This is a genomic window from Microtetraspora glauca (assembly GCF_040656155.1).
Classification (GTDB): domain Bacteria; phylum Actinomycetota; class Actinomycetes; order Streptosporangiales; family Streptosporangiaceae; genus Microtetraspora; species Microtetraspora glauca.
Genome location: NZ_JBFALK010000003.1, coordinates 137,459 through 156,872, shown reverse-complemented (window position 1 = coordinate 156,872; position 19,414 = coordinate 137,459). Strand labels below are relative to the sequence as shown.

The following is a 19,414-nucleotide window of genomic DNA, read 5'->3' as shown; positions in this document are numbered from 1 at the left end:
CCTCGTGGTGGGCCTCCCAGAACTCATCCAAGGAGGTATCGGTGAACAGTGCATGCGCGGTCCGGCGTGCCGGGCTCGCGGCGGGAGCCTTCCTGCTGCTCGTCGTCGGTATGGGGAGCCCCGCTGTACAGGCGCGGACCTCGGGAGAGGATACGGGGGACGGCACGGTCGCGGCCGCGCTGGCGGCCGCCCCCGTGCCCGGTGGTTTCGCCACCTGGGGCGACCTGATGAGCATGCAGAACACGCTCAACGCGGCCGCGGAGAAGATCCAGAAGGCGGCCGCGGCGACCAGGGGGAGCGGTTACGCGAGCGTGGTCGCGGCCCCGGAGAACCGGGAACTCCTCGTGTACTGGCAGGGCAGGGTGCCCGCCTCCGTCCAGCGTGTCATCGACGAGCAAAACAGGTCCGTTCCCGTCCGGGTGCTGCCGGCGCGATACAACCAGGAGCAGCTCCTCGCGCAGGTGCAGCGGCTCGGCGCGAACGGCGCCATCGGGGAGGCCGCTCCTCGCGCGGACGGCAGCGGCATCGACGCGCGGTGGGCGAAGGGACGGTCGCAGGCCCAGAGCCTCGACGCCCAGAGCCTCCTGACCACGGCGAGCGTGGACGTGCGCGTGGATACGGCCGCGGGCGAAGTGGAGATGACGCCGTTCGCGGGACATTGCGCGGACGGCGCCTCGTGGTGCCGTGAGGACGACACCGCTCCCTACTACGCCGGGGCCAGGACGGGGAACTGCACCGTCGGCTGGCCCATGCATGTCCAGGGCACCACCAGTCTGCTGAGCGCCGCACACTGCGCCGGCCTGGGCGAGACCGTCTTCGACGGCGGCGGCGACCCCATGGGTCTCGTGGTCAACGACAACCAGCGAGCGGACACCCTCATCATCAACGCGCGGGGGGCCGGCCGCATGTGGGACGGCGGCTGGCAGAACTCGTCGTACACCAAGCCCATCGCCGGAGCGTCGTTCAGCAACGTCGGCAACTGGCTGTGCACGTCGGGCGCCTCCTCCGGCGTTCTGTGCAACATCCAGGTCAAGGCCAACAACCTCTCGGTCGGCAGCGCCTATCCGCTGGTGAAGGCCGAGCAGGTCGACCACACCAGTGCCGCCGGTCACGGTGACAGCGGCGGACCCGTCTTCGAGCTGACCAGCGCCAACGCCAAGGTCCTCGCCAAGGGGACGATCACGGCCGGCGACGTGAACACGAAGGTGGCGTGCACGGGCGAGATGTGGACGGGACGGGAATGCGCATGGCGGATTTACTACGCCGACACGAGCCAGGCCCTCGCCCGCTACAGCGCCATCCCCGTCGTGGACGGTCCGCAGCAGGGCTTGACGGCGGACGCCAAGAAGTAACCGTACGAGCAGGGCAGCAGGCGGGATCGGCGGAGAGGATGTCCGTGGACGGCGAAGACGGAAAGTTGTTCCAGGCGAGTTCGACGGCCGCGGAACAGGCGGCGGCCGAGAAGTATCTCGCGCGGGCCTCCCAGCACCCGGTGATATGGGCGGTGCGCGCTGCCGCCCTGGACCTGCTGTCGGTTGCTCCCGGCAGCAGCGTCCTGGACGTGGGATGCGGGCTCGGCGAGATGTCGACGGCCTTCGCCCATACGGTGGGCCCGGACGGGTCGGTGGCCGCCGTCGACCTGAACCCCGCGATGGTGGCCGCGGCCCGCGACGATCACGTCGCCTCACCGCAGGACGCGGTGGTGACGTACCAGGTCGCGGATGTGACCTCCCTCGACCTCGGCGCCGATTTCGACGTGGTGTGGTGCGAGCGGGTCCTGCAGCACGTTTCCGATCCCGATGCGGCAGTCGGTTCCATGGCGCGGTCGCTGTCTCCCGGTGGCCGGGTCTGCGTCGTCGACGCCGACTGGGGCGCGCTCGTCGTCGACGGTGTCGACCCGGCCCTGACGACGCGCGCTCTGGACGCGTTCCGGCTGAAGTTACGTCAGCCGACCATCGGCCGCACGCTACACCGCCGGCTGGTGGAGGCAGGCCTGGCCGATCCCATGGTGCGCTCGGTTCACCCGATAGCGACCAGCCTGGCGGATGCCGCGTCCGTGATCCCGGTCCTCGACAGGCGGCAGGCCGACCTCGTGGCGGAGGGAGATCGGGCGGACTGGTTCGACTCCCTCGAACTGGCCGACGCCCGGGGATGTCTCCTCGTGGCCATGCCCATCTACGTGGCGGTGGCGACGAAACCCAGCCGGACCAGCGTTCTGGTGTGACGGCGGTGCGGCGCCGCCCCGGTGGGTCGCCCCACGCGCTCGCGCGTGCTCTTCCGACTCCAGCACCACGATGCCCGAGCCATCGCCGAGGACGAACCCGTCACGCCCTTTGTCGAACGGCCGGGACGCGCGCTCCGGCTCGCCGTTCCGCCTGGACACCGCCCGCATCGCGGCGAAGGAGTTCAGACACATGGGATGGATGGCCGCCTCGGTGCCCCCGGCGACGACCACGTCGGCGCGGCCCCCCTTGATCATCTCGATCCCGTGACCGATGGACTCCGCGCCGGAGGCGCAGGCACTCCGCCGAGGCAGGCGAGGCCGAACATCGGTATCCGCCTGACGTCGGAGCGCATCCCGAGGCGGCTCGCCACCCTCGCGTCGATGGACGGCAGGGCGATGCCGGTCGCCGAGGTGTACATGATCATGTCGACGGCGCCCGGCGCCAGTCCGGCGGCGTCCAGCGCCGACCTCAGCACCTCGGTCCCCAGCTCGACGGCCGCCTCGATGAACGTGTCGTTGGCCATCCCGAAGCCGTTGACCCTGCCGTACTCCTCCAGGCGCAGAACCAGGTTGCGGTGCTCGACCCGGCGGACGTGTGCAGCCGGTCGAGCAAGCGGCGGCTGCCCCCTTGGGGAAGTCACGCCTGTGCGATCGCGTCTGTGATTTCCGACTGCGGATAGCGGTACGGAGGAAGGGCACCGCAAACGGCGGCGATGTGGGTCATGTGAACTTCCCGGCCAGCTGACCGTGGTGGGTATACGAGTGAAGGCCGACGTTCGGAAGCTCCTGTTCGCCGCGCATTCGGACGGAAATCCGGGCACGACGCCAACCGACGCGACCCTCGAGGGATCAGATCGAAAGAAGCCGGTCGTCGGGACCGTACTCGTCATCTTCAACTAACTTGCCATTGGCAAGATTTACTCTCCGGGGTTCCTTGTCGACGGGTGGCGCGAACCGCGGATGGGCGTATGCCAGGCCATGAGGCTCACCGGACGGCGCGATGGGCGTCGCCGGATCGGGCGGCACCTTGGTGAAGGCGCAGGACCCGGGTCGACGGCGGTCTCTGCCCGCAGGCTCGAAGGCGATGAGGTCCTGATCGCCCGCAAGGCTCTCTTTATCGGCGACAAGAAAAGGAAAAGGTCGCAGCCGCACGATCGGAAGGTGCTCAGCCGGAGGCCGCTGACGGGCCGGCGGGGCCGCGGAGCCTTTTCGTCGTCCGGCCGTCGTCCGCGCCGTCGCACCTGGATGGTCCGGCGACGCGGCACCCCGGGAGCCGTCAGGGCCGCCCCAGCTCCCCGGTCTCTTCGCCGACATCTCTGGGCTACTTCGGGTGAATCAAGGAGAGGCTTGAATGAGCGGCAGAAGCGGAATAGAAGCGCGCTGGATCGACTGGGACGACGGCGGCGATGAGATCGTCGGCATCCGGAGGCGTGTGCTCAGGGACGAACTGGGCTGGACGGAGGACTGGGTACGCCACGACAAGGACCCGGAGGGCATCCACCTTTGCGCTTTCGACAATGGCGAGATCATGGCGGCCATCTCCGCGTACGTCTACGAACCCGGAGCGCCGGAACTGGCCGCCATGGGGCTGGCGGACACGGATGGGCCCACTGTCCAGATCGGCAAGCGAGTGGAGCTCCCGGCATATCGAGGCCGCCTCATAAGCGCGGAGGCCGGGACGTCGATGTTACGGCAGATCTGCGAGTCGCTGGTTCCGTCTCGCTTCTTCCTGGCCGTCCCCGCCTGGGTTCAGCAGCTGATCGATCGTTACGCGAGAAGGAATTTCGTCTACCACGCCGAGGTCGGCGCCAGCGACAAGGCGCTCGCGATCATGAAGGTGGAGGGAAAAGAAGAACTGGAGGAGTTCTACCTCAAGCACCGGGACCTCACCAGGGACTACTCCGCCCGCGGCGACGGCATTCCCGTTCCCTCCCTCGTCCGCTTTCTCGTGGACGGCGGACGCGAGGGTCTCCTGGCCATAGAGCGCCTCGCGGCCGAGATCCGCCGTCCGGAGATGCTGTCCCCTCGGACGGAGATGTCCCGTCTGATCGCCAGGAACGAGGTGGTGCTGACCGAGCAGCGGTCGCGCCTGGCCTCGGCGCCCTTCCCGCCCCCGCCCGCGTCGCTGCTGGACATCGGGACCGGATCCGGGGAGTATCTGGCCGCGGTCGCCGGGACGCGGCCGTTGGCAGGCTACCACTTACGGGGTGTCGAACCTGTCGCCCCGCTCCTCTCGAGAGCCCGCTCGAGCCTCCCCGATTGTGATGTCAGGGAGGGCACGGCGTACGCCACGGGTGAACCCGGCGCGTCGCATGACGTGGTCACCGCGAATTTCATGTTCGCCCATCTCCGCAGCCCTGATCTGCTCCTCCTGGAGACACGTCGCGTTCTGCGGCCCGGCGGGCTGCTGTACGTGGTCGACGTCGACGATCGCGGTTTCTCGGGCCCGGAGGCGATCACGCGCTTGATCCATCGGCGCGGCCGCGCCTACACCGGCGACCGGCTGATCATGAACGATCTGCCGAAGCGTGCCGAGGAGTTCGGGTTCCGGCTCGTCCGGCGTTTCTCCACCGCGCTGCGCAGTGCGGCGGGACCGGAGCCCCGCTCCGGTCACGATGAGCTCCTGATCGGAGAGAGGGACGTATGGAACATCTTGTTCTCCGGGTGCTCCCAGGCTGATATGGAGGAGCTTCTCCAGGAAGCGCGGGATGTCTGCTCGAGCAAGCAATATGAGATCAGCATGGTTCTCGAGACACACGTCTACCGGCTCACCCCTTCGCGGCGTTCCGGGTGAGCGCCGAGGACGCGGGGCGGGCGATGTGCCGCACTCGGATCCATGCTCTCGGCCGGGTTCAGCCTGACACGGCGGCAGGGCCTAGAACAGAGGTCATGAAAGATGACCGATTCACCCGCCGTCTCGCCCGTGCCGCCGAGCAGGGCCGGATTCCCGACCTTCATGGCGTCGTCGCCGTCCGCGACGGCCGAGTGATCCTTGAGTACTACGGAGAGGGAGTGGACTTCCGGCTGAACGAGTCGCTCGGCCGGGTTCGTTTCACGCCCGAGACGCCGCATGACGTCCGGTCGGTCACCAAGAGCGTCGTCGGCCTGCTGTACGGCATCGCGCTGGCTGACGGCCGGGTGCCGGAGCCACACGAGCCGTTGCTCCGGCACTTCCCCGAATACCCGGATCTCGCGGGGGATCCCCGGCGGGCCGCGCTGACGGTCGGGCACGCGCTCACCATGACGCTCGGCTTTGAGTGGAATGAGAACGTGCCCTACACGAGCGCCGCCAACAGCGAGATCGCGATGGAGCTCGCCCCGGACCGGTTCCGCTACATCCTGGAGCGACCGATCGTGGCAGAGCCCGGCACGCGCTGGTCCTACTGCGGAGGGGCATCGGCGCTGGTGGCCCGGCTCATCGAGAAGGGCACGGGATCGGCGCTGGCGGACTACGCGCGGGCCCGGCTGTTCGAGCCGCTGGGGATCGGGCGTTTCGAGTGGGCGACCGGTGACGACGGGACCGCGCTGGCGGCCTCCGGGCTCCGGCTGGCCCCCCGCGACCTCCTCGCCGTCGCGCGGCTCGTGCTGGACGGCGGCGGCGGCATCGTGCCCGCGTCCTGGCTGGCGGCGGCGCTCCGTCCGCACGTGCCGATCAGCGAGGGCCGGCACTACGGCTACCAGTGGTACATCGGCGACACCTGGGTGGGTGCCTTCGGCAACGGAGGTCAGCGGATCTACGTGGCGCCCGCGCTGAACCTCGCCGTCGCCGTGACCGCCGGGCAGTACGACCTGCCCGACCAGCCGACCGCCACGGTCGTGATCGACGAGGTGATCCTGGCCGGGATCGGCCGCAGACCTTGAAATCGCCTCCCCGGCGCCGCCTCACTGGGAGATCCCGCCGAGCTGCTGCGCCGCCCGGATCGCGAGCCACACCTCGGTGAAGTCGCCGGTCGAGGCCAGATCGAGGCCGGTGAGCGCGCCGAACCTGCGCGGGCGGTACGCCAGGGTGTTCGGGTGGACGTGCAGCGCCCTGGCCGCGTCGTCGATCCTGCGGTCGCGTTCCATCCGGGTGCGGACCGGGGCGACCAGCTGTGAGCCGTGCTCGGCGTCGTAACGCAGTGCGGCCCCGAGCACGGCGCGAGCGGGCGGCTCAGACCGACCGCGATGCCCGGGATCTCGCCGAGCCGCGCCGCCTCGTGCAGGGGGAGCCGTTCCGGTACGCCGGGCACGCTCACCAGGTGCGGGAAATGGATGACGTCGGCGGACGCGTGCCGCCCCGCGTACCCGTCGCGCGTCCGGTGTCAGGCGTCCCCGGTCGACGCGCGTATGCGCAGCTCGGTGGGCAGGATGATCGGCCCGGGTGTGGTGTCGCCGGCCAGGCGTGCGATGAGCAGTTCCACGGCGGCCCTGCCCGAGTCCTCCGGTCCGAGATCGAGGGCCGTGATCCCCGGTACGGCGAGGCGGGTCTGCTGCGCGTCCGAGCCGGCCGCGATGAGCAGATCGTGAGGGACGGACACGCCCAGCCGACGAGCCTCGGCGAGGACCCCCGCCGCGTGCCGACCCGTCTGGCAGTAGATCGCGTCGGGCCGCGGCTGCTTTCCTCTCAGGAGTCGCCGGGCGGCGTCGCGGCCGCCGTCCTCGCCCGCCGCCTCGGGGATGTGCAGTACCCGCGTCGGCATGCCGCCGCGTCGCGCCCACGACCGGTAGGCCTTTTCTGAGTCGACGTTCCACGCGTTGTCGTCGGTGCCGGCCAGGAGGGCGATGTTTTCGGCGCCGCGCGACCGCAGCAGTTCGAGGACGCGTTCGGTCTCGTACGCGTCGTCGGGCCCGACCCAGTCGGTGAACTTCGGCCGCCCGGGGTCGCGGCCCACGGTGACGACCGGAATGGCGGCGTCGAGCAGCCGGGTGAGGACGGGATCGTTGCGCACCGGGTCGCCGACGACGTAGCCGTCCACGCCATGGGCGTACTGGGGGATGTCCGAGCGCGTCAGGTCCGGCACGAGCATGAGCCCGAGGCCGTGGTCGAGCGCGGTCACCGCGGCCGCGCCGGCGAACCGCATGAAGTAATCCACACCCTCGGGCAGGTAGGACCCGATCGCGTCGAGCGGGCGCATGTCGAGCCCGAGGACACCGGTGCGCCCCTGGCGGAGCCCGCGCGCCATGGGGTGGGCGCGGTAGGCCAGGCGGTCGGCGACGGCGAGGACCCGCTGCCGCGTGGCCTCCGAGGCGGTTCCTTTGCCGTTCAGCGCGTGGGACACCGTCGTGACGGAGACGCCCGCCTCACGCGCGACATCACGGATCGTCGGGCGTGCGGGTGGTGATCCCTGCTCGGACATACCGAACATAGTAGGCCACAAAACCTTTTACTAAAACGTTTTGTGTTGTATGGTCGCTGCCTGTTACGCCCAGGGCCTGCACAAATGGCCTCAAAGGGTCCACTCCCCGGCAGTTCGGAGAACGAGATGCGCATATACGCGAAGGCGATCTTCGCCGCCTCGCTGAGCCTGGGGCTCGCCGCGTGTGGCGGCGGCGCCGACCCGGCCGGCCCGAAGACGGCCGGTCAGAAGCTCGACGACCTCCTGGTGATCACCCCGGCCGCACAGCGGGATCTCGACAAGGCGACCTGGAACCTGCCCTTCGGCGAGCCCGCGTCACTTGATCCGATCAAGGCGTTCAACTACCCGGAGAACACGGTCGTCGCGAACCTCTGCGAGGGGTTGATGCGGCTGGACCCCGACTACTCCATGAAGCCCAACCTGGCGGAGAAGGTCGAGACCTCCGACCAGAAGACCTGGGTTTACACCCTGCGGGACGGTGTGCGGTTCTGGGACGGTGAGCCGATGACCGCCGACGACGTGGTGTTCAGCCTCCGCCGTCACCTCGACCCGAAGGAGGGCAGCTACTGGGCCTCCGACCAGATCACCGGCAACATCGCGAGCATCGAGAAGACCGGCGACAGGCAGGTCACGATCACGCTGAAGAAGCCGGACGCCACGCTCAACTCGTACATGGCCACCCCGATCGGCGTGGTCGTCGAGCGCAAGCAGCGTGCCGAGGCGGGCGCGAAGTACGGCACGCCCGAAGGGTCGGTCATGTGCACCGGGCCCTTCACACTCTCGTCCTGGGAGAAGGGCTCCAAGATCACGATGCTGCGCAACGACGCCTACTGGGACGCGTCGCGGCGGGCCAAGACCAAGCAGATCGACCTGCAGTTCATCGTCGACCCGGGCGCGATCGCGAGCGCCCTGCAGACGAACGCCATCGACGGCTCGTACGACGTCCCCCTCGGCGCGGTCGACCAGCTCTCCAACGCCGGCGACGGCACGCTGTACTTCGGCAAGTCGCTCCAGCTGGTCGGCGTCATCAGCACCGGTGACGGGGCCCTCGGCAACCCGGCCGTGCGGCGGGCGCTGGCCCTCGCCACCGACCGTGAGGCCATCGCGCAGACCGTGTTCGCCGGAACCGCCCAGGTGCCGCGCTCGCTGGTGCCGCGAGGCGGCTGGACGTACGGCGACGAGGTGTTCGGAAAGGCGTACGACGCCCTGCCGGACACGAAGAAGAGCCTCGACGAGGCGAAGAAGCTCCTCTCGGGGGTCGACGTCGGCAGCGCGCCGATCACCATCGCCTACCCCAGCGAGCGCCAGTTCTACGCCGACATCCTGTCGGAGATGTCCAACGCCGCCCGCGAGCTGGGCCTCACCGTCCAGCCCAAGGGAGTCCCGAGCGCGCAGTACGGAGCCTTCTTCTCCGACCCCAAGGCCCGCGCCGGTTACGACGGGTTCATGACGACGAACTACATGGACATCCCCGACCCGCTCGCCTTCCTGCGCACGATCGCCGCCAAGGGCGGATCGCAGAACTTCAACGGCTACGACGACCCGCAGGCCCAGAGCCTCATCGCGGAGGCGGCCGGAACGCTGGACGAGGCGAAGCGGGCGACGCTCGTCACCGAGCTCCAGGCGAAGGTCATGGAGCAGATGCCGTGGATCCCGATCGCCGCGCCGTCGGTCCGGCTGTTCCTCAACAAGCGGGTGACCGGTGTGCCGGCCTCGTTCGTCTACCTCTACTACCCCTGGGCCGCCGACCTCGGCGCGGCGTGACCATGACGGACCCGGGGCGCGGTGACGCGCCCCTCACCTCCTGATCGGAGGCAATGTGCTGCGCTTCGTTATCCGGCGGCTCGGTGCGCTGGCCGCCACCCTCCTCATCTCAAGTTTCCTCATCTTCGCGGCGATGTACGCCGCCCCGGGCACGCCCGAGAGCTTCCTCGTCCAGGGCCGGACCGTCAGCCCCGAGGTCCTCGCGTCGATCCGGGCGCAGTACGGCCTGGACGATCCCTTCCTGCTCCGTTACTGGAACTGGCTGAGCGGCGTGCTCACCGGGGATCTCGGCGAGTCCCTCACGACCCGCCAGGACGTCGCGTCGCTGCTGCTGTCCCGGATCCCGACGACCCTGTGGCTGACGCTGTACGCCGCCGTCATCATCGTGGTGTTCGGCGTCCTCGCGGGGGCGATCGCCGGTCTGAGGGGCGGAGCCTTCGACACCGCCGTCCTGCTCGGATCGAGCGTCGGATTCGCGATCCCCACGTTCTTCGCGGCCGTCCTGCTCATGAGCATGTTCTCCGTGACGCTGGGCTGGTTCCCCGTCTTCGGAGCCGGCGCCGGGTTCGCCGACCGCATGGCGCATCTGACGCTACCCGCCGTGGCGCTCGCGCTCCCGGCGGCCGCCGTGGTCGCCCGGATCACGCGCACCGCCGTCGTGGAGGAACGCGGAGCGGAGCACGTCTCCGTCGCCCTGGCGCGCGGCGTGCCCTGGCGCGTCGTGGCGCGCCGGCACATCGTCCGCAACGCGATGCTGCCCGTGACGACGATCGTCGGGGTGAACATCGCCGCACTCGTCGCCGGCGCGGCGGTCGTCGAGCACGCCTTCACCCTCGACGGCATCGGCGCCATGCTCATCAATTCCGTGCAGCAGAAGGACTTCGCCGTGGTGCAGGCCATCGCGCTCGTCCTGGTCGCGGTGTTCGGAGTGGTCAACCTGGTGATCGACGTCCTCTACGCGGTGATCGACCCGCGTGTTCAGTTCGGAGGTGAGAGCGCGTGAGCGCGGAGACCCTCGCCCGTCCGGCGGCCCGCCGGCGCGGCGGCGACCTGGCCGAACGGCTCGGCCCGCTCGGCATCGCCGCCGCCGTGGTCATCGCCCTGATCACGCTGGCCGCGCTGTGCGCACCTCTGCTCACGTCCCACGATCCGGCCGTGGGCAGCGTCATCGAGCGCTATCAGAGTCCCGGCGCCGAACACCTGCTCGGCACCGATCAGTCGGGCCGGGACCTGCTCGCCCGGCTCCTGTACGGCGCGCGGACCAGCCTGCTCGGCGCCGCCGTCGTGGTCCTGCTCGCCGGCGGGGGCGCCACCCTGCTGGCGCTCGTCGCCGCCTGGTTCGGCCGGCACGTCGACGCGTTCCTCGGTCGCGTCCTCGACCTGCTCTTCGCCTTCCCGAACCTGCTGCTGGCGATCCTCGCCGTCGCGGTGTTCGGGACCGGGCTCGCGCAGGTCACGATCGCGCTCGCGATCGCGTACGTGCCCTACAGCGCCCGCGTGCTGCGCAGCGTCGCGCTGCGTGAGAGGCGGCTCGCCTACGTCCAGGCGGCCGAGCTCCAGGGGTTGTCGGGGGCGGTCGTCAGCCTGCGGCACATCCTGCCCAACATCGCGCCGCAGATCCTCACCGGGGCCGCCATCAACTTCGGGTACGCGATGATCGACCTCGCCGCGCTGTCGTTCCTGGGCCTCGGCGTCCAGCCGCCGACCGCCGACTGGGGACTGATGGTGTCTCAGGGGAAGGACTCCCTGCTCCAGGGCCACCCCCAGCAGAGCATGTACGCCGGCGTGTGCATCGTCGTCGCGGTCGCCGCGTTCAGCGTCATCGGCGAACGGCTCGGCGGCCGGAAGGCGGGTGGCCGCGCGTGAACGTCCTCGAACTCGACGATGTCCGCCTCGACCTGCCGTCGAAGCGCGGGGACCGGGCGCTCCTGCGGGGCGTCTCCCTGTCCCTCGCGCCCGGCGAGGCCCTCGGTCTCGTCGGTGAATCCGGGTCGGGCAAGTCCATGACGCTGCGCACCGTCCTGCGCACCGAGCCTCCGGGAGCTCGCGTGACGGGCCGGGTGCTGCTCGACGGTGCGGATGTGCGGGGGCTCGATGCCGCCGCCCTACGCCGGGTACGCGCCAACGACGTGACCATGATCAGCCAGAACCCCAGGGCCGCGTTGAACCCGGTGCTCCGCGTCTCGCAGTTCCTCGTCGAAGGGCTCTGCGACGCGCGCGGGGAGAGCCGGGACGCGGCCACCCGCCGGGCGCGTGACCTGCTCGCGCGGGTCGGGATCGCCGACGTGGACCGCTGCATGGGGTCCTACCCGCACCAGCTGTCCGGCGGGATGCTGCAGCGGGTCGTCATCGCCGCCGCGGTGGCGAGCTCCCCGCGGCTGCTGCTGGCGGACGAGCCCACCACGGCACTCGACGTGACCACGCAGTCGGAGGTCATGGCCATCCTCGACGGGCAACGCCGAGAGCACGGGATGGCGATGCTCTTCGTCACCCACGACCTCGAACTGGCCTCGGCCGTGTGCGACCGGATCGCGGTGCTGTACGCCGGGGAGATCGTCGAGATCGCGACGCCCGCGCAGCTCCACGCGGCGCCGAGACATCCGTACACGCGCCTGCTGCTCGACTCCCGGCCCAGCATCACCGCGAGGGCCTCGGAGCTTCCCGTCATCCCTGGCCGGCCCATCGCCGCGTACGAGGTCGAGGGAGGCTGCGCCTTCGCGGCCCGCTGCCCGTGGGCGGCGCCTCGCTGCGAGCGGGATGAGCCCGCGCTGGTCCACCACGCCGGCCGTGCCACCCGCTGCCTGCGCAGTGACGAGCTGGCCGACGAGCTGGCCGGTGAGACGCCCGGTGAGACGTCCGGTGAGACGACCGGCGAACCGGTCCGGGACAGGGAAACGGAGGCGACGACGTGAGCACGACCGGCGGGAACGTCATCGAGATCAGCGGGCTGCGCAAGGAGTTCGCCGTCGGCCGGGGCCGTCGGCGCCGCACGGTACGCGCGCTCGACGACGTCAGCCTGAGCGTCGCCGACGGAAGCTGCCTCGCGGTGGTGGGGGAGTCGGGATCGGGCAAGACGACCCTCGCGCGGGTCCTGGTCGGTCTCGAACGAGCGGACGCCGGAGACGTCGTCCTCGCCGGGCGCCCGGTGGCGCAGCGGCCGCGCCGGGCGGAGCGGCGATCCCGCGCCCGGGACATCCAGATGGTCTTCCAGGATCCGAACGGGTCGCTGAACCGCCGCCGCACGGTCGAGGCGGCGATCAGAGAGGTGCTGGCGGCCCATCACCGGGTCACCGGCGCGGACGCGCGCCGCCGGGTCGACGAACTGCTCGACCAGGTCGGGCTGCGACCCGCGCACGCCCGGGCGCTGCCCGGCGAGCTCAGCGGCGGGCAGCAGCAACGGGTCGCGATCGCGCGGGCGCTCGCCGCCGAACCACGCGTCCTCGTGCTGGACGAGGCCGTCGCCGCGCTGGACGTCTCGGTGCAGGCGCAGGTCCTGAACCTGCTGGCCGAGATCCGGCGGGCCCGGCGGCTCACGTACCTGTTCATCACCCATGACCTGTCCGTCGTCCGGCAGGTGAGCGAGGAGGTCGTCGTCATGCGACAGGGCCGGATCGTCGAGCGTGGAAGCACATCCGAGGTGCTCGACCATCCACGGCACCCGTACACCGTGCTGCTTCGCGACAGCGCGCCGCGACCGGGATGGCGGCCGCGGCTTTCCAACGGCAGCGACCTCGCGGAGGTGGAGACGTGAGTCTCCCTGCCACACACGATGACCACGGACAGGAGGATGGTGCACCAGTGAGCCCCCGTACGCATCTGCGGGTGGAGGGAACCGATCCGAGGCGGCGCGGCCACGACCGCGGCCGCCGGACCGGTGCCGAGATCGCGCGGACGTGGCGCACGTACTCCGAGCTCTTCGAGGTCGCTGCGGCGGCCCGGGGCGTGACGCTCGACGTCCCCGCGCTCGCCCTGCGATGCCTCGCCGCGACGAGCGCCTGGTCGCCCGAGCTGGCCGAGGAGATCGAGGGAGTCGCCGAAGGGGCGGGCGTGCCGTTGTGGGTGGTCGCCGCGCTCAACGCGCGTACGGAGATCCTCGCCGTGGCGGGCACGCCCCGCGGGGGCGAGTGCTCCACCGTGGTCCGCACCGGCCCACGCGCCCTGGGCGGTCAGACGTGGGACTGGCACGAGGAACTGGCCGACGGATGGCACGTCCAGTCGGTGCGCGGCGACACGGTGAGCTTCACCGGCATCACCGAGCACGGCATACTCGCGAAGATCGGCGTGAACGAGGCCGGGGTCGGAGTGTTGTTCAACATTCTCGGCCACATGGACGACGGCGCGGACGGCGTACCGGTCCACCTCGTCGCGCGCAGGGTGCTGGGCGGCGCGGAGTCGTTCGCCGACGCGATCGACATCCTGAGCGGGGCCCCGGTGTCCGCCTCCACCGTCGTGACCGTCGTGACCGCGGACCGGGCGGCGTGCGTCGAACTCAGCCCCGCCGGCGTGGCGGTGATCCCGCCGGACGAGACCGGCCGGCTCGTGCACACCAACCACTTCATCGACCCGGCACTCGCCGCGGGCGAGTTCCGCGGACGGGCCGAACCCGAGACGTATGACCGGGCGCGCCTGCTGAATGAAAGGCTGCGGGACGGCCACCGCCTCGACGACGCCGACGACATCGCCGCGCTGCTCACCGCCCATCACGGCGACGGCGCCGAGGTCTGCTGCCATCCGCCGGTCGACGCGAAGCTCGGCGCGCGGTGGGCGACACTGGCCACGATCGCGGTCGATCCCGAGGCCGGCCGGCTCATGCTGCACGACGGAGGCCCGTGCACGGCCCGGCCGTCGACCTGGACGACGATCAGCGCACGCTGATCCTCGGACCGCGGGAGCGCGGCACGACCAGCCCCGTCCCGTACGCGGTGGCGACGGCCTGTGTCGTGTCGCGCGGGCCGAGCGCAGCCGCGGCGGCCGAGCAGATAACCGTCGATCAGGCGGCGCGGGTATCGCACCCGGGCGGCGATACCCGCTTCCGTATCGATCGATTCCTCGTATCGATATTGGACACGCGTGGTCGATCTCTGCTCTGCTTCCCCGGATGAGATTTCAATTCCGACGGGATATCCCGCTGCAGTCCCGGCTGGGTGTCGCGGTGATGACGATGTCCTGTCTGCTCGCGTCCGCCTGCGGAACGAGCGCGACCGTCACCCCGACGGGTGCCGCGCCCCCCGCTGCCCGGACCAGCGGCGCGGTTCCCGCCCAGACCACCCCGCCCCCCGTTGCCCAGGACGGCAGTGCGGTTCCCATCCGGATCACCCCGGACGCCGATCTCCGGCGCAAGCTTCGAGCACTCGAAGCGTCGTACAAGGGACGCGTCGGAGCGGTGGCGATCGACCTGGGCACGGGCAAGGCCGTCGGCTACCGGGCGAACGAGCGCTTCCCCTTCAACTCCATGTTCAAGGCGTACGCGTGCGCCGCGGTCCTCCGCAAGGCGCGCGACACCGACCCCGGCCTCCTCGGCCGGGTACAGCGCTGGAAGCCCAGCGAGGTGCTGCCGAACTCGGCGGAGACCAGGGAGCACACCGGCACCGGCATGACCCTCGCGCAGCTCTGCCGCGCGGCGGTCACCAAGAGCGACGGCCTCGCCGGCAACCTGCTGCTGAAGCAGATCGGCGGTCCCGCGGGGCTGACCGAGTACTTCCGCTCCCTGGGCGACCCGGAGAGCCGGCTCGATCGCTACGAGCCCCACCTCACCAGGTGGAAGCCCGGCGAGAAGCGCGACACCTCCACCCCCGCGGCCGCCGCGGGCAGCCTGTCCCGACTCACCGTGGGCGACGCGCTCGACGCCAGGGACAGGAAGCGGCTGATCGGCTGGCTCCGCGGCGCCGTCACCGGTTATGAGCGGATCCGGGCCGGCCTCCCCAAGGACTGGACGATCGGCGACAAGACCGGCACCGGCGGCTCGGGGAACTACGGGACCGCGAACGACATCGCCATCGCCTGGCCACCCCGATCCTCCGCGCCGATCATCATCTCGATCTTCACCAACCGGAGCACCAACGGCGTCGCCGCCGACGAGAAGGTGATCGCGTCCACCGCCACCGCACTGGCCCGGGCCCTCGGCCGGCTCTGACCCCCGCCGAGGGCGTGGGCGCGCCGCTCCGCGTGGCCGCCGCCATGTGGACGGTTGAGATACGGACCTTGGGTGAGGTGACACTCGGCCCCACCCGTGACGACGAAGGAGCCCGGCATCCAGCCGGGCTCCTTTTCGCGCTGCCGTGCCGTTCACCGCTTCCGGGGGCGCCTTCGCGGCCGGGAGCACGCCGTCATCGGGGCTTTCGCCGAGGTTGCAGCAGGCGGACGAGGAGGCCGGAGCCATTGCCCCGGTTCGTGGAAGACCACGACGAGGTCGCCCGGCGTCACCTTGGGATCGCGATACCACAGATCCTGCGAGAAGGACGCGGTGACCAGGCTCGTGTCGAGCACCCTGACCCCGGCGCCCGCTGTACCTGCTGAAGCCGGACATGCTCGTGTCAGGGGACAAGGGCTTCGACGTTGGCGGCATGGGCGGCCGGCAAAGGTGGCGGTCACGGTGATGCCGTCGGTGTCAGCCTTTCTTCGGGGGTTCGTGGCCGCTGTCCTGTCCGGCGACTCCGGGCCGGGTGAGCCGTTCGGCTATGACGATCTGGTCGTACAGGTGTTCGCTGACCCCCGACCTGAGGGCGGCGTCCCTGAGCGTGAGGTCCTCATCCAGCGCGCGATGGGCGATCCGTGCGGCCTTGTCGTAGCCGACGACCGGACTGAGCGCGGTCACCATCATGATGGACCTGTCGATGTTGTCCTTGAGCTTCGCGGTGTCGAGCCGGACACCTTCGACGAGGTAGGTGCGGAAGTGGTCGATCATGTCCGACAGGATCCGCACCGAATGCAGGACATTGTCGATGATGATCGGGCGGAAGGCGTTGAGCTCGAAGTTGCCCTCGGCTCCGGCCAACGAGACCGCGGTGTCGTTTCCCATGACCTGAACGGCGACCATCAGCATCGCTTCGGCCTGGGTGGGGTTGACCTTGCCCGGCATGATCGACGATCCCGGCTCGTTGGCGGGCAGGATCAGCTCGTGCAGGCCGGTGCGCGGCCCCGACCCCAGCCAGCGCATGTCGTTGGCGAACTTGAACAGCGGCACCGCCAGCGCGCGTACGGCCGCCGACGCGCGAACCAGAGCGTCGCAGGAGGCCTGGGCGGCGAACTTGTTGGCCGCGCTGACAAACGGGCGCCCGGTGAGGTCGGCTATCCGCGCGGCGACCTCATCCCCGAAGCCGGGAGGCGCGTTCAGGCCGGTACCCACCGCCGTTCCGCCGATCGCCAACCGGTACAGTCCGGGCAGCGTACCGCTGAGATGATCGATCGCGTCGGCGAGCTGGGCGGCATATCCCGACCATTCCTGACCGACGGTGAGCGGGGTGGCGTCTTCGAGATGGGTACGGCCGATCTTGACCACATTCTCCCACTCACGGCTCTTGGTCTCGGCGGCATCGCGTAACCGGCCCGACGCCGCCAGCAGCCGCGTCTCGATCATCTGGACGGCGGCGATGTGCATGGCTGTGACGAAGGTGTCGTTGGACGACTGCCCCATGTTGACGTGGTCGTTAGGGTGCACCGGGTGCTTGCTGCCGAGCTCGCCTCCGACAAGCTGGATCGCCCGGTTGGAGATCACCTCGTTGACGTTCATGTTCGACTGCGTCCCCGAGCCGGTCTGCCAGACGTACAGGGGGAACTCCGCGTCGAGGTCGCCGCGGATCACCTCGTCGGCGACGCGCGCGATGAGGTCGGCCTTCCACCGGGGCAGCCGACCGGCCGCGCCATTGACGATCGCCGCGGCCTTCTTGATGTAGCCGTACGCGTGGTAGACCTCCTTCGGCATGCGGTCATCCCCGATGTCGAAGTGGATCAGCGAGCGCTGGGTCTGCGCGCCCCAGTAGTGGTCGGCCGGCACCTCGATCTCGCCGATGGAGTCGGTCTCGGTGCGGGTGCCGGAGCCCGTGAGCCCGATGGGCACGTCCCGGACGGGCGGCCCTGCGCCGGCGCGTCGATCGTCCGCGGTCACGGCTACCGCCCCCTGACCCGCCTGTACACCGGCTGCCACATCGCGTCCTGAACCTGCTGGACCGGGTCCTTGAGATCGGCGCGGGCCAGGTTCTCCCTCGCGGCCTGCTCGGCGACCGCGACCGCGACGGTCGCCGACACCTCCCGCAGGTTCTCCACCTGAGGCAGCAGCGACGCGCCCGGAGCCGCCACATCCACCATGCCGCCCACGGCCTCGGCCGCCGCCTGGAGCATGCCGTCGCTGACCCGCCGCGCGCGGGACACGATCGTTCCCAGCCCCAATCCCGGGTACAGCAGCGCGTTGTTGGCCTGCGCGATCGCGTAGGTCATCCGGCCATAGGTGATCGGGTTGACCGGGATGCCGGTGGCGATCAGGGCACGGCCGTCGGTCCAGCGCAACAGGTCAGCGGGCATCGCCTCGATCCGCTCCGTGGGATTGGAGATCGGGAAGATGACGGGCCGGTCGACGCCCGCCGCCATCGCGCGCACGATCTGCTCGGTGAAGGCGCCGTGCGCGGTCGAGGTGCCGAGCAGCATCGTCGGTCTGACCCGCTCGACCACCTCCGGCAGGCCAATGCCACCGTCCCGCTTCCAGCCGCGCACCTCCTCGGCGGGCCTGGCGTACGGCGCCTGGAAGTCCCGCAGGCCGGTCATGTCGTCGAGGAGCAGGCCCTGTTTGTCGACGGGCCAGATGCGCCGGGTCGCGGCGTCCGGATCCAGGCCATCCCGCACCATCGCCGACCGCAGTTGGTCGGCGATCCCGATGCCCGCGGTGCCTGCGCCGAAGACGATGATCCGCTGCTCGCGCATCGGCGTCCCGGACACCTGGACGGCGCCCAGCATGGCGGCCAGCACGATCGCGCCGGTCCCCTGCATGTCGTCGTTGAAGGTGGGGATGCGGCCGGTGTACTTCTCCAGGATCCGCCGGCCGTTGGACGGGCCGAAGTCCTCCCAGTGCAGCAGGGCGCCCGGGAACATCCGGGTGACGGTGGTGACGTACGCGTCGATGAAGTCGTCGTAGCGTTGCCCGCGTACCCGCGCGTGCCGGTTGCCGACATAGCCGGGATCGTTCAGCAGGCCCTCGTTGTCCGTGCCGACGTCGAGCGCCACCGGGACGGCGCGTGCCGGGTCGATCCCGGCCGCGGCGGTGTAGACGGCGAGCTTGCCGGCCGTGATCCCGGCGCCACCGCCGACTCCCCAGTCTCCGATGCCCAGGATCTCCTCGGCGTCGGAGGCCACCACCAGATCCACGTCGTCCGGGCCCAGCCCGAGGTCGGTGAAGGCGCGCTCGACGCCGTCCACGTCGTCGACGGACAGGTAGACGCCCCGGGGTCGCCGGTATTCGTGGTTGTAGTTCTTGATGGCCTGCGCGACCGTGGGGTCGTAGACGATCGGCAGCATGTCCCGCAGGTGATCGGAAAGCACCCGGTAGTACAACACCTCGTTGCGGTCGCGCAGGGCCTCCAGGTAGATGTTCTTCAGCAGGTCGCTCGCCTGTGCCCGGTATTGGGCGTACACCCGGCGCGCCTGCTGGTCGATCGTCTCCACGGCCGACGGGAGCAGACCGTGCAGCTCGAGTTCGTCGCGTTCCTCGACGGTGAACGCGGTCCCCTTGTTCAGCAGGGGCTCTCGCAGCACCTCGAGGCCACGTGCGGAGGTGAGGTACCCCTCGTCCGTCTCTTCGAAGATCCGGTTGGCACCGGTCGGCCGCTGGTTCTTATCGGTTTGCATTCCGCCTCCGGCGTTTCACATCCACCCGCCGCTCGCAAGGGGCGTGTCGCTCGCCTGTCCATCTGCCCCTGCCCGCAGGAAACGCCAGCCGCGCCAAGCCCGCCCTAAGCCTGCCTAAGGCTTGATTTGTCACCCCTGGAGAGGCGTGACGACACCCGCGGGCGCGCTCCAGCGGTGAGTGGCAGGCGGCGCGGTCGCTCCTTCACTTCGCCCTGTGGACCCCGAAGCCGCCGCCGACGGATCCCATGATGTGATC

The 19,414-nt window shown here is 70.2% G+C and carries 17 protein-coding genes and 1 pseudogene; 11 read left to right on the top strand and 7 right to left on the bottom strand.

Going from position 1 to position 19,414, the window contains the following annotated elements:
- Nucleotides 1-41: 41 nt before the first annotated feature.
- Together AB0I59_RS06950 and AB0I59_RS06945 are read left to right on the top strand one after the other, a co-directional pair.
- Nucleotides 42-1,352, top strand: coding sequence for a chymotrypsin family serine protease (locus AB0I59_RS06950; protein WP_358130932.1), 1,311 nt, complete (start codon nt 42-44; stop codon nt 1,350-1,352).
- Between the two features lie 44 nt (nt 1,353-1,396).
- Complete coding sequence (locus AB0I59_RS06945; protein WP_358130929.1) at nt 1,397-2,224, top strand: methyltransferase domain-containing protein; 828 nt, start codon at nt 1,397-1,399, stop codon at nt 2,222-2,224.
- A 27-nt stretch (nt 2,225-2,251) separates the two neighbouring features.
- Here AB0I59_RS06945 and AB0I59_RS06940 read toward each other — a convergent pair.
- The 3 genes and pseudogenes from AB0I59_RS06940 to AB0I59_RS06930 form a co-directional block, all read right to left on the bottom strand.
- Nucleotides 2,252-2,524, bottom strand: a pseudogene (locus tag AB0I59_RS06940) (beta-ketoacyl synthase N-terminal-like domain-containing protein); the annotation flags it as partial.
- Entirely contained in the window at nt 2,476-2,748 is a 273-nt protein-coding gene (locus AB0I59_RS06935; RefSeq protein WP_061252515.1) for a beta-ketoacyl-[acyl-carrier-protein] synthase family protein, read from the bottom strand. The gene AB0I59_RS06935 and the pseudogene AB0I59_RS06940, both read right to left, overlap by 49 nt.
- Nucleotides 2,749-3,073: 325 nt before the next feature.
- Entirely contained in the window at nt 3,074-3,376 is a 303-nt protein-coding gene (locus AB0I59_RS06930; RefSeq protein ID WP_358130926.1) for a hypothetical protein, read from the bottom strand.
- A gap of 199 nt (nt 3,377-3,575) precedes the next feature.
- Between AB0I59_RS06930 and AB0I59_RS06925 the strand changes: the two genes are divergently transcribed.
- Both AB0I59_RS06925 and AB0I59_RS06920 read left to right on the top strand, forming a co-directional pair.
- Nucleotides 3,576-5,018, top strand: coding sequence for a methyltransferase domain-containing protein (locus tag AB0I59_RS06925; protein ID WP_358130923.1), 1,443 nt, complete (start codon nt 3,576-3,578; stop codon nt 5,016-5,018).
- Between the two features lie 95 nt (nt 5,019-5,113).
- The gene (locus tag AB0I59_RS06920) at nt 5,114-6,085 is read left to right on the top strand and encodes a serine hydrolase domain-containing protein (protein WP_061252517.1); all 972 of its coding nucleotides are present in this window, start codon (nt 5,114-5,116) and stop codon (nt 6,083-6,085) included.
- 21 nt (nt 6,086-6,106) lie between these two features.
- Here the strand turns inward: AB0I59_RS06920 and AB0I59_RS06915 are convergent, their stop codons facing one another.
- On the bottom strand, nt 6,107-6,358 hold the full coding sequence (locus AB0I59_RS06915; RefSeq protein WP_358130921.1) for a helix-turn-helix domain-containing protein: 252 nt from the start codon (nt 6,356-6,358) through the stop codon (nt 6,107-6,109).
- Between the two features lie 167 nt (nt 6,359-6,525).
- Complete coding sequence (locus AB0I59_RS06910; RefSeq protein WP_358130919.1) at nt 6,526-7,560, bottom strand: LacI family DNA-binding transcriptional regulator; 1,035 nt, start codon at nt 7,558-7,560, stop codon at nt 6,526-6,528.
- A 126-nt stretch (nt 7,561-7,686) separates the two neighbouring features.
- Between AB0I59_RS06910 and AB0I59_RS06905 the strand changes: the two genes are divergently transcribed.
- From AB0I59_RS06905 to bla, 7 genes are all read left to right on the top strand, one after another.
- Nucleotides 7,687-9,324, top strand: a complete 1,638-nt coding sequence (locus AB0I59_RS06905) for an ABC transporter substrate-binding protein (RefSeq protein WP_358130916.1) — start codon at nt 7,687-7,689, stop codon at nt 9,322-9,324.
- 55 nt (nt 9,325-9,379) lie between these two features.
- Complete coding sequence (locus tag AB0I59_RS06900; RefSeq protein WP_358130913.1) at nt 9,380-10,327, top strand: ABC transporter permease; 948 nt, start codon at nt 9,380-9,382, stop codon at nt 10,325-10,327.
- Entirely contained in the window at nt 10,324-11,190 is an 867-nt protein-coding gene (locus tag AB0I59_RS06895) for an ABC transporter permease (RefSeq protein WP_358130910.1), read from the top strand. Before AB0I59_RS06900 ends, AB0I59_RS06895 begins: the two co-directional genes overlap by 4 nt.
- A complete protein-coding gene (locus AB0I59_RS06890; protein WP_358130907.1) occupies nt 11,187-12,236 on the top strand; it encodes an ABC transporter ATP-binding protein in 1,050 nt (349 codons plus the stop codon). Before AB0I59_RS06895 ends, AB0I59_RS06890 begins: the two co-directional genes overlap by 4 nt.
- Nucleotides 12,233-13,075, top strand: a complete 843-nt coding sequence (locus AB0I59_RS06885; protein WP_082776430.1) for an ABC transporter ATP-binding protein — start codon at nt 12,233-12,235, stop codon at nt 13,073-13,075. Before AB0I59_RS06890 ends, AB0I59_RS06885 begins: the two co-directional genes overlap by 4 nt.
- 47 nt (nt 13,076-13,122) lie before the next feature.
- Nucleotides 13,123-14,199: a C45 family autoproteolytic acyltransferase/hydrolase gene (locus tag AB0I59_RS06880; RefSeq protein WP_061252521.1), complete on the top strand. Its 1,077-nt coding sequence runs from the start codon at nt 13,123-13,125 to the stop codon at nt 14,197-14,199.
- Nucleotides 14,200-14,422: 223 nt separating this feature from the next.
- The gene (gene bla, locus AB0I59_RS06875) at nt 14,423-15,457 is read left to right on the top strand and encodes a class A beta-lactamase (protein ID WP_358130902.1); all 1,035 of its coding nucleotides are present in this window, start codon (nt 14,423-14,425) and stop codon (nt 15,455-15,457) included.
- A gap of 474 nt (nt 15,458-15,931) precedes the next feature.
- Here the strand turns inward: bla and fumC are convergent, their stop codons facing one another.
- The gene (fumC, locus tag AB0I59_RS06870) at nt 15,932-17,380 is read right to left on the bottom strand and encodes a class II fumarate hydratase (RefSeq protein ID WP_358130899.1); all 1,449 of its coding nucleotides are present in this window, start codon (nt 17,378-17,380) and stop codon (nt 15,932-15,934) included.
- A gap of 50 nt (nt 17,381-17,430) precedes the next feature.
- Nucleotides 17,431-19,158: an NAD-dependent malic enzyme gene (locus tag AB0I59_RS06865; protein ID WP_358130896.1), complete on the bottom strand. Its 1,728-nt coding sequence runs from the start codon at nt 19,156-19,158 to the stop codon at nt 17,431-17,433.
- Between the last annotated feature and the right edge of the window lie 256 nt (nt 19,159-19,414).

Excerpts from the sequence above, each read along its gene's own strand:
- AB0I59_RS06935 (WP_061252515.1), bottom strand. The coding sequence starts at position 2,748 with ATGGCCAACGACACGTTCATCGAGGCGGCCGTCGAGCTGGGGACCGAG.
- AB0I59_RS06925 (WP_358130923.1), top strand. The coding sequence starts at position 3,576 with ATGAGCGGCAGAAGCGGAATAGAAGCGCGCTGGATCGACTGGGACGAC.
- AB0I59_RS06920 (WP_061252517.1), top strand. The coding sequence starts at position 5,114 with ATGAAAGATGACCGATTCACCCGCCGTCTCGCCCGTGCCGCCGAGCAG.
- AB0I59_RS06910 (WP_358130919.1), bottom strand. The coding sequence starts at position 7,560 with ATGTCCGAGCAGGGATCACCACCCGCACGCCCGACGATCCGTGATGTC.
- AB0I59_RS06905 (WP_358130916.1), top strand. The coding sequence starts at position 7,687 with ATGCGCATATACGCGAAGGCGATCTTCGCCGCCTCGCTGAGCCTGGGG.
- bla (WP_358130902.1), top strand. The coding sequence starts at position 14,423 with ATGAGATTTCAATTCCGACGGGATATCCCGCTGCAGTCCCGGCTGGGT.
- AB0I59_RS06865 (WP_358130896.1), bottom strand. The coding sequence starts at position 19,158 with ATGCAAACCGATAAGAACCAGCGGCCGACCGGTGCCAACCGGATCTTC.